Source organism: Scytonema hofmannii PCC 7110 (genome assembly GCF_000346485.2).
Lineage (GTDB): Bacteria > Cyanobacteriota > Cyanobacteriia > Cyanobacteriales > Nostocaceae > Scytonema > Scytonema hofmannii.
On record NZ_KQ976354.1, the window covers coordinates 4,989,176 to 5,003,410 of the forward strand.

The 14,235-nt window shown below is 42.8% G+C and carries 7 protein-coding genes; 3 read left to right on the forward strand and 4 right to left on the reverse strand.

Annotated features, from left to right (window positions below):
• The first annotated feature begins 5 nt into the window (after positions 1-5).
• From WA1_RS20780 to WA1_RS20790, 3 genes are read left to right on the forward strand one after another with little or no spacing between them, the layout of a single operon-like run.
• Entirely contained in the window at positions 6-722 is a 717-nt protein-coding gene (locus WA1_RS20780) for a 2Fe-2S iron-sulfur cluster-binding protein (protein WP_017747552.1), read from the forward strand.
• Positions 719-1,714 carry an FAD binding domain-containing protein gene (locus tag WA1_RS20785; RefSeq protein ID WP_017747553.1) on the forward strand — a complete coding sequence of 332 codons (996 nt, stop codon included), beginning with the start codon at positions 719-721 and terminating at the stop codon, positions 1,712-1,714. The genes WA1_RS20780 and WA1_RS20785 overlap by 4 nt, the downstream gene beginning before the upstream one ends.
• Positions 1,711-3,825: a xanthine dehydrogenase family protein molybdopterin-binding subunit gene (locus WA1_RS20790; RefSeq protein WP_017747554.1), complete on the forward strand. Its 2,115-nt coding sequence runs from the start codon at positions 1,711-1,713 to the stop codon at positions 3,823-3,825. Before WA1_RS20785 ends, WA1_RS20790 begins: the two co-directional genes overlap by 4 nt.
• A 103-nt stretch (positions 3,826-3,928) precedes the next feature.
• On the opposite strand, the gene WA1_RS20795 is transcribed toward WA1_RS20790, so the two are convergent.
• The 4 genes from WA1_RS20795 to WA1_RS20810 all read right to left on the reverse strand — a co-directional run bounded on the left by WA1_RS20795 (position 3,929) and on the right by WA1_RS20810 (position 14,212).
• Complete coding sequence (locus WA1_RS20795) at positions 3,929-4,591, reverse strand: Coq4 family protein (RefSeq protein ID WP_017747555.1); 663 nt, start codon at positions 4,589-4,591, stop codon at positions 3,929-3,931.
• 511 nt (positions 4,592-5,102) lie between these two features.
• On the reverse strand, positions 5,103-9,833 hold the full coding sequence (locus WA1_RS20800) for a non-ribosomal peptide synthetase (RefSeq protein ID WP_051077115.1): 4,731 nt from the start codon (positions 9,831-9,833) through the stop codon (positions 5,103-5,105).
• Between the two features lie 136 nt (positions 9,834-9,969).
• Positions 9,970-10,806, reverse strand: a complete 837-nt coding sequence (locus tag WA1_RS20805; RefSeq protein WP_017747557.1) for a class I SAM-dependent methyltransferase — start codon at positions 10,804-10,806, stop codon at positions 9,970-9,972.
• 133 nt (positions 10,807-10,939) lie between these two features.
• Complete coding sequence (locus WA1_RS20810; RefSeq protein ID WP_017747558.1) at positions 10,940-14,212, reverse strand: non-ribosomal peptide synthetase; 3,273 nt, start codon at positions 14,210-14,212, stop codon at positions 10,940-10,942.
• Positions 14,213-14,235 lie beyond the last annotated feature (23 nt).

Genomic DNA, 14,235 nt, shown 5'->3' on the forward strand with positions numbered 1-14,235 from the left:
GAATCATGCAAAACCATAAAAAGGGGGCGGGGAAAACGTCCCGCCGTGGTTTTTTGGGACAGGCACTAACCGCAACGGGTGCGGCTATAGCGGTTCCTTCATTGCTCGAACAGGCAAATGCAGCAAAGGCGACTGCCCAAAGTTCCGGAGGTGAAATGAGTGTCTCACTGAATGTGAATGGTAAGCCGCAAACCCTTTCTATTGAACCTCGCGTCACACTCTTGGATGCTTTGCGCGATCGCTTGGGATTGGTGGGTAGTAAAAAGGGATGCGATCGCGGACAGTGCGGGGCTTGTACTGTTCTCATCGATGGCGAGCGAGTCTATTCCTGCCTGACATTAGCAATCATGCAAGAGGGCAAAGAAATTGTCACCATTGAAGGGCTAGCAAAAGGCGATACCCTCCATCCCATGCAAGCCGCTTTTATTGACAACGATGGTTTCCAGTGCGGCTATTGTACACCGGGACAAATTTGTGCTTCTGTTGCCCTAGTCAATGAAGTCAAACGAGGTTGTTCCAGCGTTGTCACTCCAGATTTGTCCCGTCCCCCACAACTGGCGGAACTTTCTGAAGTGGAAATCAAAGAGCGATTGAGCGGCAATCTCTGTAGGTGCAGCGCTTACAACGGTATTGTTGCTGCAGTCCAACAAGTCGCCGGACAAAAACCACCCTCTCCCGTGGCAACTGTTCTGGTTCGCGAATCCGAGGAATTGCCCACATGAACAATTTTACCTATATTCGTGCGACTTCCGTAAAAGATGCCGTTCAACGTTCAACAGCTAACAAAAATGCTACCTACATAGCAGGCGGTACAAATCTGGTCGATCGCCTTAAGGGTTTTCTCGATGAGCCATCCCAACTCATAGATATCTCCCGGCTAGAGATGAAGCGCATTTCTCGTACAACTAATGGAGGTTTGCTTATCGGGGCGCTGGTAAGCAACACCGCTGTTGCAGATCATCCCGATATTCGTCGCGACTACCCAATTTTATCCCGCGCAATTCTCGCTGGTGCGTCTCAGCAAATCCGCAACATGGCAACTGTAGGCGGTAACCTGTTGCAACGGACTCGCTGTCCCTACTATTACGATACCGCCTTCCCATGCAACAAGCGTCAGCCGGGAACTAGCTGTCCCGCAGCAACGGGAATTAATCGCGGTCATGCTATTTTAGGTGCTAGCGACCAGTGCGTGGCTGTTCATCCCTCAGATATGTGTGTTGCTCTCGCTGCTTTAGATGCTGTCGTTGTAGTGGAAAGCCCCAAAGGTAAACGGCAAATACCAATGGTGGATTTTCACAGATTGCCGGGAAATACTCCCCAGAGAGACACAAATCTGGAACCAGGTGAGTTGATTACTAGTATTATTCTGCCGCCAATCTCCTTTGCTAAGTCAGGAGTTTATTTGAAGTTACGCGATCGCACTTCCTATGCCTTTGCGTTAATATCAGTCGCTGCGGCTGTTGACCTTTCCGGCGATAAAATCAAAGAAGCTCGCCTAGCAATGGGTGGTGTCGCCCACAAACCTTGGCGTCCAACAGAAGCAGAAAAATTTTTAATTGGCAAGACTGCCAACGTGACAACATTTGAACAAGCAGCAGATATTGCACTTCGGGAAGCCAAACCCCTAACTCACAATAAATTCAAAGTTGACATGGCAAAACGGGCAATTCGTCGCGCACTGACAATTTCAGCGAAAGGAGGAGGGGTTGCATGAACACACTCAAGGGATCTGCAGTCAGCCGCAAGGACGGGCGAGCAAAAGTCACAGGTACGGCGACTTATGCAGCCGAACATCAAATTCCAAATCTTGTTCACGGTTACCTTGTCACCGCTAGTATTGCCAATGGGCAGATTAAAAGTATTGATACCAGTGCTGCAGAAAAAGCATCAGGTGTTATCGCTGTATTCACTCACAAAAACGCGCCCAAGGTCTTCAAGCCAGCCAATAATTTTATGACCTCGAAAATTTACGAGGCTCGTTTACCATTATCTGATGATAAGGTTTATTATGCGGGTCAAATTATTGGCCTAGTAGTAGCGGATACCTTTGAACGAGCGCGTCATGGCGCACAATTAGTCAAGGTTGAATACGCAACTCAAAAGCCCCTCATAGATCCGACAAAGGGTACTTATAAAGAACCTCCACCCCAGTTTGGTGAGGAGCTGAAGTTTGAGAAGGGAGACTTTACCACAGGAATGGCAAGTGCAACAACAAAGATGGAAGTCACCTATAAAACTTCCACCGAATTGCACGCGCCTATGGAACCTCATGCTACCATTGCTCGGTGGCAAGGTTCCGACTCTCTGACAATTTACGAACCGACTCAGTGGGTGATGGGTACCCAGCGTACCTACGCGGAACTTTTTGGGCTCCCAACAGAGCGCGTGCGTATTGTTACTCCCTATATTGGAGGAGCTTTTGGTTCTAAAGTCTTCCCTTGGCCTCACGGTATTCTCTGTGCAGCAGTTGCTCGCCAACTCCAACGCCCCGTCAAAGTCGCTCTGACACGACCTCAAATGACGGCAAATGCGGGACACCGTTCTGAAACCGAGCAAAAGATCCGTTTGGCAGCCACTGCTGATGGTAAACTCATTGCTATTGAACATGATGTTAAATCTTGTACATCGCCAGTAGATGTTTTTACAGAGCCTTGTACGGGTATTACACCAGTGATGTATGCTACGCCAAATTTGCGGTTGAAGCAAGAACTAGCGGTGATGAACATCGGTACACCAACATTTATGCGAGCACCAGGCGAAAATCCCGGTCTTTGGGCATTGGAGTCAGCAATGGATGAACTGGCTTGGAAGCTCGATATTGACCCCGTGGAACTGCGGTTGAAAAATGAAACAAAGGAACACCAGCGTAAAGGTTTGCCATTTTCAGCCAAAGCATTTGCCGAATGTTTGCGTGTTGGTGCAGAGCAATTTGGTTGGAAAGACAGACCGAAACAAGTGCGATCGCTGACACGTAATGGTAAGCTTATCGGTTGGGGGATGGCAGGGTCAACTTTCCCTGGTGGCAGGGGTGCAGCATCGGCGAAGGTACGGTTACTACCAGATGGTACAGCACATATCCTGACTGCAGCAAATGATATGGGTACTGGTGCGTATACGGTTGTTGCGTCCACAGCCGCAGAGGTTTTGGGGCTATCTGTAGAAAAGGTACGGGTGGATCTGGGTGACTCCTTACTACCAGATGGTGGCTTAGCAGGTGGTTCCATGATGACAGCATCCCTCCTTCCTGCGGTAATGTCCGCTTGTCAGGAAATTCTGAAAACTGCTCAAGCCAAGACTGCTGAGGAAGTGTTTGCCAACCTTCGTCAGTCCGGACGAGCTGCTGTTGAAGCAACAGCATCTTCAAAACCAGGTGAAGAAGGAAAGAAATGGGCGTTTCAATCTTGGGGGGCGCATTTTTGTGAAGTCAGTATAGATGAAGAAATTGGACGCCTACAGGTGACGCGTTGGGTATCCGTGATGAATATTGGGCGCGTTATGAATGCTAAGACTGCAGCAAGTCAGGTGCGGGGTGGCGTTATCATGGGGATTGGGCAAGCTTTGATGGAAGAGTGCCACTTTGACCCAAATATTGGTTATCCGGTGGTGTATGACCTTGCTACCTACCACTTCCCAGCACATGCGGATATTCCCCGCATTGAGGTTGCTTTTGTTGGCGAACCAGACCTCAACTTTAATCCGGTGGGTGTCAGGGGTGTGGGTGAAATAGGGATTACTGGTGTTTCATCTGCGCTTGGTAATGCAGTTTACCATGCTACAGGTAAGCGTATTCGCGATCTACCTATTACACCAGATAAGTTGTTGTAAATTTGGCTACTACCCGCCTGTGAATTTAGAACGGGCGTTCCGCCCGTTCCACAAGATGGATAATTTATGCCATTTTAGATTTTAGATTTTAGATTTTGGATTTCTAAGTTTCAGAAAGATTGATATTGAACGAAGCCCGGACATTCGCCAGTGGCTGCTCCAACAATAGATTCCATTCAACACCAAATAGAGGCTTGGCTTGTTTTCCCATGATCCATCCTTGAGTGATGGCATCCATGTATTTTGTTGATACCTCAATATCGTAAATAGTAGCTTTAACAAGATTTTTAGCTAATAATGCCAACCAAAACCGCGTAAAGTATAGTTGGGCGACATAAAAAGCTTCTAATTGAATTTCTCCAAGAATATCCGTGCTGCATCCAGTCATAATATGCCAAATGTCATGGGTTTCTGTGATATGCGCTCCTAAGAATTGGCGATCGCTTTCTACTTGTCCTGTAGATAAAGGTTTCAAATTGTTTTGGAGCATATGACTAGCATATGCATAACCTAATGTATCAGTTGGTAAACAATAAAGTTTTTGTAGATTAACATCACCCAATCTAGGACGCTCTTGAAATGCTTGTCGCCCTTGCGGTGTACTCTTGAGAAGTTCGACCATTTTTTGTAAGCTTTGCGGATCGTTAACGGCTTCTGCAAGTTGACCAATACGCTCAAAGTCACCATCAGGTGATCTTACTATATTTACAATGCTCTCAAGCGCTTTATTTTGCCATATTTGCTCTAGTTGGCTTGTAGAATACATTCTTAAAAACCTCTGTCAAATCATTATCTTTTAGTTTGACACGTTACAAAATGTTTGGCTAAACACAATCAAAGAACAGTGTGAATAAATTTTATCTTGAATTCCCAGAAAAAATCAATGTGCTGATAATAGAGAAGCGTATTTTCTTTTTATGTATGGAGTTATTATCTAAGATGACGCTGAGTTTATTAAAACCTTGCTTAACACAGTAAGACAGCTAAGTCAGCAAAGTAACTTGAGACATCTTCAGATGCGCGATTTTTCTTTCAATTTTAAATAAAGTTGATAATGTTTTATAACTACATTCATAGAACTTAAAATTCTTGGAAATTGTGATTCAATTCCTCATCTTGTTTCTCTGCGCTCTCTGTGCCTCTGCGGTTAAAAAATAATTTATTTAACCACTCCAGACGCAGAGTACACAGAGGTAAGAAGTGAGGGCAGTTATTAATTTCTTGAAGGATGGCTTGAGGTGGCTAATAGGCGTTGGATACGATTCTAACACGTGTTTTCATAAATCATTTGGGTTCTTCATTACTTGTAAGGAAGATAACTTAATCCGCCGACTTTCACGCGATAGTGGTACTAAAACTGGGGCTTGACTTTGAGCATTGCTTTCTTTAAAGCTTTCCACCACCTTCGATAATTCTGCAATTGTCGATGCTTCAAATACGCTACGCAAAGGTAACTCCACACATAAGGCGTCGCGCACTCTAGAGACAAGCTGAGTTGCCAGTAAGGAATGACCACCTAATTCAAAGAAATTGTCATAAATTCCCACGCGCTTAAGTCCCAAAACCTCAGCAAAAATTTTCACCAGCACTTGTTCAACAGGAGTCCGAGGGGCGATGTAATTTTCAAGTAATTGGGGCTTGATTCCATCATGAAATGCTCTTAAGGCGCGGCGATTGACTTTACCATTAGCTGTTAGAGGTAAAGACTCCAATACTACAAAAGCTAATGGCATCATGTACTCAGGCAGTTTTTGTGCTAGGTAAGTTTGTAACTGTGGCACTAATTTACGCGCTGCTTTGGCTTGCAAAGGATTATTGGCGTAAGATTGCCAGGGACGAGAGGGAGTTGTACTATGTGGAAAAATAGTTCTCTTACTTACTCCATCTTGCCGTATAAAAACCACATCATAATGTCCTTTAGTACTTGAATGTGACCAGGTAATATCAACCCTATAAGGTACATTCAGCGCATACAAATCTTCTGGATCTACTCCGAAATTTTCGAGTTCTTGCAAAGCTTTACGTATTTGACCTACAGTTTTAAAACTTTCTACGTCTGATAGCCATTCTGCTGTTTTCACTGCTGACATTACCCGCGCATTAGGTACATTGATAATGCTTAATATTTCTGGTTGATTCTCAATTAATAACTGACGCACTGCTGAGAATGTTAGTTTATCTTCAGACCAGTTCAGCACGGAAGAATTTCCAGTATTATTAACAGTTTCGGCACTAATATGAAGAATCACATTGTAACGAAACGCAGTTAGCTCATTATGATGTTTACCCCGCATCAATTGAATTTGTACATGATTAATCTGCGGAAAGCGTTGCTTTATTGCAGTAAAAAAAGCTGGGTCGATAACTAACTCTGTTTCTTGAAATATTTGCATTTGTACCCGTTGCTGCAACTCGAATCGGGTAAGAGAAGGTTCAGCTTGATACAATTGCACTGACGCATGGAAAGCTTGCAAGAGTGGCAAACTACGCACATCTCCTATGAAGATAAAGCCACCCGGAGCAGTTGACTCCACAGCACCTTCTAATACACGAATCAGATAATCAATAGTAGGAAAATATTGTACAACCGAGTTCAGAATGACTGCATCAAAAGCTGCTGTTTCTACTTTGTCGAAGTCAGTAGCCATTTGCTGATACAGCGTTACCTGCGGCATTTCTTGCTTTTGTAACTGCTGCTGAATGTAGTTAAGTGAAACTGGGGAAAAGTCTGTTCCCCAATATTTAGTGCAGTGAGGTGCAATTCTAAACAGAATTAAACCTGTTCCACAACCAATTTCTAACACTCGTTTGGGTTGCAAAGCCAAAATCTGCTCGACTTGGTTATCCACCCACTCATACATCTGCTCTGCTGGAATAGGCTGATTTGTGTAACTACTATTCCAGCCTACAATATTCAATTTTGGATCTGAATCAGCAGGTTGATTATAAGTTTCGTTATAGAGCATCTGCCATTGCAAAACTTGCTCATTCTGCAATTGTATATTCTCCTGCTCGCTGCTGTATTCGGTTTTTGGTACTACATAAGCTAATAGACGCTTTTCCCCTTTATCCTCACGAATTATGACTACAGTTTGCTGCACTGATGGATGCTGACTCAGTACCGCTTCAATTTCTCCCAACTCAATGCGGTAGCCGCGAATTTTTACCTGCTCGTCTAGGCGACCTAAAAATTCAATGTTGCCATCTACTTGATAGCGAACTAAATCACCTGTTTTATAAAGTCGCGCTTTTAGCTTATTAGTCAAAGAATGATAAATGAAGCATTCAGGAGTTAAGTCAGGACGGTTTAAATAACCTCGCGCTAATCCATCACCACTGATGTATAACTCTCCCGAAACGCCAATAGGTACTGGTTGTAAATGTTTATCTAATATGTAAACTTGTGTATTGGCGATCGCACGACCAATTGCGGGGGCTAAATTCTCTTTATTCTTAACAGAAATATGACCAGAAGTTGTAACAACCGTGTTCTCAGTTGGTCCGTAATTGTTAACTAATTGGAAAGGATGGTCAGCTAAAGGATATTGATTTAGTTTGTCTCCACCTGTGAGTAATATTCGTAAAGCTGCATTCTTAGGGAAATCTAATAAGAGAATTTTCTCTACTAAAGGAGTTGGTAGAAAGGAGATTGTTATCGCTTTTAATATTAGCCAATCTCGTAGCTGTTCAGGCATTTGCCTGATTTCATCATCTACAAAATAAATGCTTGCTCCAGCACTAAGATAAGGCCAAATTTCCCAACCGCAAGCGTCAAAGCCAACTCCTGAAATCTGGGTTGCTCGGTCAAGGGGTGAAACTGCAAATGCTTTTTGATGCCAAAAGACTAAATTTAACAATCCTCTATGTTCAATTTTAACCCCTTTAGGTTTTCCAGTTGAGCCAGAGGTATAAATCACATAAGCCAGGGTATCCACTTTAACTTGGCTGGGAAGATTATCTTCAAGCTCTTGAGTAATAATTTCCCAATCCTTATCTAAACAGATGACCTGTAAATTCTGGTTCTCCAGACCTTTCATCCATTTATCTTGAGTTAATAAAATTGAGACTTGAGCATCTTCAAGCATAAAGTTTAAACGTTCAGACGGGTAGCTTGGATCTAAAGGTAAATAAGCTCCGCCTGCTTTCATAATGCCCAACATCCCGATTACCATCTTAAAAGAGCGTTCTACACAAAGTCCTACTAAAACTTCGGTTTTAACTCCTAATTTTTTTAAATAATTTGCCAGTTTATTGCTACGTATATTTAACTCTTTGTAGCTGAGTTGCTCATCGCCAACTACTAACGCGTTCGCGGAGCGTGCGTTTAGCGCAGTCGCATCAGGATTCTGCTCTGCAACGCTCTCAAATAACTGATGGATACACTTATCTTGAGGATAATCTAACTGAGTATTGTTCCATCCAACTAATAAATCATGTAGCTCAGATTCGCTTAAAAGTGGTAATTGTGCAATTCGGTGTTCTGGATTTACAACTATACCTTCCAGTAATGTTTGGAAGTGTCCTAGCATCCTGGCGATCGTAGAATCATCAAATAAATCAGTGCTATAAATTACAAAACCACTAATTCCTTCTGAGCTATCTGCCCATAACCCATTTTGAGTATTTGGTTCCCACAAGTGGAACTCCAAATCAAAGCGCGTTGTCTCCGTTTCAAATGGTAGCGGACTTAAAGTTAAACTAGGTAACTCTAACGCAGTCATAGGCGCATTTTGAAGCGCAAAAACAACTTGAAAGAGCGGATTTTGATTCAAATTACGCTCTGGATGCAGTTCTTCTACCAGCTTTTCAAAAGGTAAATCTTGGTGAGCATAAGCTCCTAAAGCTACCTCTTTGACTCGACTCAATAATTCCCGAAAAGTTGGATTTCCACTGAGTTGGGTACGCAATACTAAGCTATTAACAAAAAAACCAATTAATCCCTCAATCTCACTCCGGTTGCGATTGGCAATAGGTGAACCAATAGCAATATCTTCTTGTTGTGTGTAGCGGTAAAGTAAAACTTGGAATGCTGCTAGTAGGGTTATAAACAAAGTTACCCCTTCTTGCTGTCCGAGAGCTAAAAGTGCTTTGCTCAAACTTTTTGATAATTGCAGAGGTTGCCTTGCACCTTGGTAACTTTGAGCAGCGAGTCTTGGTCTGTCGGTTGGTAGATTTAGCATAGAAATGCCGTCTAATTGCTTTTGCCAGTAACCGACTTGCTTTTCTAATACTTCCCCTTGCAACCATTGGCGTTGCCAGTATGCAAAGTCTGCATATTGGATTGCAAGTTTCGCAAGAGGAGAAGGTTGATTGCTGGCAAAGGCTGTGTAGAGTGTTGCTATCTCTTGAATCAGCACCCCAATAGACCAACCATCGGACACAATGTGGTGCATAGTCAGTAGCAGGATGTATTGTGTCTCATCCAACCACAGCAGTTTTACTTGCAGCAATAAATCAGTTGATAAATTGAAAGGACGTTGAGCTTCTTGGGTAGTGAGTCGTCGTGCTTGTATTTCTCGTTCGGCTTGTGGCAGTTGCCGTAAATCTATGACTGGTAAGGGTATTGTTAGCGTAGGATTAATTACCTGAACTGGTTGCCCTGACTGCACCACAACATTAGTACGTAAAGCTTCGTGTCGTTGCACAATTTCGTTAAAAGTTTTCTCTAGCGCGGCTTGATTGAGCGAACCTGTTAAATTTAGTGCTAGTGGAATGTTATAGAAAGGATTATTAGGGATTAATTGGTCAAGAAACCACAGCCGTTGTTGAGCAAAAGAGAGGGGAAGATTTCCTGACCGCGAAATAGGTACCAGAGGTCTAAAGCTGTGCTTACTAGCATGATGAGTTGCTTCTAAAAATTCAATAATTTCTGTTTTACGCTCTTGAATTTCTGCACGTAATTCTGCTGTAAGAGTTCCTTCAGGCGCGTTACAGCGAAACTTTTTATCAGAAATAAAAACTTGAATATCTAAGCTGCGAAGATAAGATAAAAACTCAACTGTATTCAAAATTACACCCCTTGGAGGTATTGACAAAAAGTACAAAGTTTTCACCTATCACTGATGAGCTAGGATGCAGATAGAATCAGCTTCATAGCCATTTGGAGTACCGGGTTGTTGTGCCGCGTTATCCGACCTCAACAGTTTAGCTGTCTTTGCGGGCAACATGAACAGCAGAAAGAAACTCCAGTTGTACGCTATCTCCAATTTTTTCTAGCTTCTCCCGCAAGGAGCTGCAAAGTAACTCTTTCGCTTGTGGCTCTAGTCTCCCAAAGGTACTCAAAAGCTTGAGGTAGTCATCAATGCTATAGGTGACTTCACACGCAGTTTGCTCGACAACCAACTCTTTAAAACAATTGGAGTCTAAAATCTCTTGTCCAAACCCCCTCAAAATCTCCGCTTGAATCTTTGCACCTTCATATCGAATAAGGGAGGGCGCATAAGCTTGATACACTTCCTCAATCACTTGGTAAACTTCGTATTTCGGTTCTGGGGTCAGATTCCATAGCAGGATAAGAAAACCGTTATTGCACATTGCCGCTGCTGCCTTGGTATATCTAATCTCTGGCGGTATCCAGTGAAAGGCATTGGCTCCTAGAACGGCATTGAACTGTTTTGCTTCTAGTTCCCACTCCTCAAATGAAGTATTGCAAATTGTAACTTTTGGATATTGATCGCAGTTGTGTTGTGCCAAATAACAAAAATCCTGGTTTGGCTCAAGACACGTCATTGAAAAACCAAATTGAGCAAAAGTCACCGTCGCATTTCCTGGACCACAACCAACCTCAAGAATCGATGCATCTGAGGAAAGTTGGGCTAAAGCGACAGACCGATCAATTAGTTCCTTTGGATAGTGCGGTCTTGCGTTGTAATAAACATCAGCAACGGGGGAATACCAAGTCTTTCGCAGTTCCAAATCTATAGAAGCTCTAGCATTTATTTCTTGTCTTCTGGCATTTATTTCTTGTCTAGAGTCTTGCATAAGCTAGTTTTGTCAGCGATGAAGTCCAATTTCATTTTAGAACCAGGAAGGGATCTGTCAAAATTTTTATTGATAATGATAATTAAGCAAAGAGCGACGCTTCAGATATAGCAACTAAACCTGTTGCAAGCCCTTAAAATTCCACGTCTTCTCGCTCCTGACTCGTAGTTCCAACTTTATCCACACCTTTTGCTGTCCAATACATTGTGTCAATACACCTAGCAAGTTGTTCTACAGTCGGTGCTTCAAACAAATTGCGTACAGGCAAATCTATTTGGAAGGTGTCACGGATACGGGAAGTTAGCTGAGTCGCTAGTAGAGAATGACCGCCCAATTCAAAGAAATTGTCGTGGACGCCTACTTGCTCTTTTCCCAAGACTTTAGCCCAAATTTCTGCAAGTAATTCTTCAACTTGCGATCGCGGTGCCACATAATCGTGATTATTGAAGGTAATTGTATCAGGCGTGGGTAAAGCACGGCGATCCACTTTGCCATTAGGTGTTAGAGGTAGAGATTCCAGGACTACGTAGGCTCTTGGCACCATGTATTCTGGTAACTTTTCTTTCAGAAATTGACGAAGTAAGGATGCAAAGCCTTGCACGTCTTGCGTCGGTATTTGTTCCTGGTTGGGAACAATATAAGCCACCAAGTACTTATCATCAGGTACGTCCTCAGCAACAATGACAACAGTTGCTGTGACTGCTAGATGTTGACTCAACACCGCTTCAATCTCTGACAACTCAATGCGGAAGCCGCGAATCTTGACTTGATTGTCAATACGACCTAAAAATTCAATATTGCCATCTGGTAAATAGCGAGCTAAATCACCCGTTTTATAAAGACGTGTTTTTGGCTTATTACTAAAAGGATGAGTAATAAAGTGTTCAGCAGTTAGTTCAGGGCGATTGAGATATTCTCGCGCCAGCCCCTCCCCACCCATATATAATTCGCCAGTAACACCAATAGGCATAGGTTGTAAATGGGTATCTAATATATAAATCTGGGTGTTTGTAATGGGGCGACCAATAGGAAAATATGTGGCTGATGGTAATTCTTCTACGCAGTAATAAGAAGAAAATGTGGTATTTTCCGTAGGGCCATAAACATGAATTAAATGCTTTGGCGCACCATATTGGAGAATCTTTGTAATCCATCTCGTATCAACAGTTTCGCCACCAAACAGTAAATATTTCAAGGTCGCAAAAGCTTGCGGAACATTTCTAGCAAACTGTTGAAACAAGGCGGTAGTCAAAAACAGAACGTTGATACTTTTTTCTCGTAGTTGTAATGCAAATTCGCGAGACGAAAGGGTTACATATTTACTAATTCCCACAAGTTGAGCACCGTTAAGTAGCGCTCCCCAAATCTCGAATGTCGCTGCATCAAAGGATGTGTTTGAGGCTTGGGCGACTTTATCAGATGGTTCTAATTTTATATAGTTAGTATTGCACACTAAACGATTGACAGCTTTATGAGGTACAGCTACTCCCTTGGGTTTTCCTGTAGAACCAGAGGTGTAAATAACATAGGCTAAATTATCAGTATTTAAATCGCTTTTGAGATTGTCTTCCTGTTCTTGGGTAATAATTTCCCAGTCTTTATCTATAGAAATAATTGGATTTGAGAAACCTTCAAAATGCTTGAGCAAGTTTTCTTGTGTCAGCAATAATGAAACTTGTGCATCTTCAAGCATAAAATTTAGGCGCTCTTGAGGATAGCTGGGGTCTAATGGAACATACGCTCCTCCTGCTTTAAGAATACCCAACAACCCGATTATCATTTCTATAGACTGTGAAATACAAATGCCGACTAAAACTTCTGAACATACTCCGATTTTTTGTAAGTGGTGTGCTAGTTTATTGCTGCGAGTATTCAACTCTTGATAAGTGAGTTGCTCGTTAGCAAAGCTTACTGCTATAGAATTAGGATACTGCTGTACCTTTTCCTCAAACAATTGATGGATACACTTATCTTGAGGATAATCTGCTTGGGTGTTATTCCATTCCACCAATACCTGATGTAGCTCCACTTCACTTAATAACGGTAAATTTGCAATTCGTTGTTCTGGATTTGCAACAATACCTGACAACAGAGTTTTAAAATGTTTCAGCATCCTGCTAATGGTAGCTCGCTCAAACAAATCTGTGTTGTAAACCATTACGCCACGCAGACCTTCAGAATACTCCCAATTTCCACCCCATAAGCTCCTAAAATCCTCAGAACACTTCCACAGATGCAGTTCCAAATCAAAACGCGTTTTTTTCAAGTCAATATTCATAAAGCTAGGTACTAATTCAGGCAGTTCTAGCGCTGACATTGGCGCATTCTGGAAACCAAACACCACTTGAAACAAAGGATGGTGGCTCAAGTTTCGCTCTGGATGCAGTTCTTCAACTAACTTTTCAAACGGCAAATCTTGGTGACTGTATGCTCCTAACGTTACCTCCCGTACTCTGCCTAGTAGTTCCCGAAAAGTGGGGTTTCCAGATAAGTTGCTACGCAGCACCAAACTATTGACAAAAAAACCAATTATTCCTTCTATTTCACTGCGGTTACGGTTAGCAATTGCTGAACCTAGCGCGATATCTTCTTGGTGTGTGTAGCGGTAAAGTAACGTTTGAAATGCTGCCACCAGTGTCATAAATAAGGTGACACCTTCTTGCTGTGACAGCTTTTCTAGTCCATCAATTAGCTTTTTCGGTAACTCTAGAAATTGTGTTGCTCCTTGATAGCTTTGTATAGCTGGTCTTAGTTTGTCAGTAGGCAGATGCAGTATGGAAATACCGTTTAATTGCTCCCGCCAGTAAGCTAAGTGGGTTTGGAGTACTTCTCCTTGCAGCCAGTCGCGCTGCCAGTGAGCAAAATCGGCGTACTGAAGAGGCAGTTCTAATAGGGGAGAAGGCTGGTTCTGTGCAAAAGCTGCGTACAGCGTTCCCAGTTCCCGAATCAGTAGCCCCATAGACCAATCATCGCAGATAATGTGGTGCATATTCAATAATAGAATATGTTCTGTCTCGGAAAGGACGAGGAGTATGACTCGCAGCAATGGCCCAGAGGATAAATCGAAGGGATGTTCTATTTCTGCGGTAACAATGCACTTTGCTTTAACCTCTTGTCGATCGGTTGGTAATTGCTGGAGGTTTAATACAGAAATAGGTATTGTTAAGCTGGGTGCTATCGTCTGTAGGGGTTGCCCATCCAATACTATAAAAGTGGTGCGTAAGGTTTCGTGGCGACGCACGATTTCGTTAAAAGTCTGTTCTAGTGCGGCTAACTTAAGCGAACCTGTCAAGCGAATTACTGTCAGCACATTGTAGATAGCATTGCCGGGGATCAACTGGTCGAGGAACCATAGTCGCTGTTGAGCAAAAGATGCGGGAAAGACGAAAACTTCTTTAGAAGACATAGTTGATCCTTATCTTACAGCCA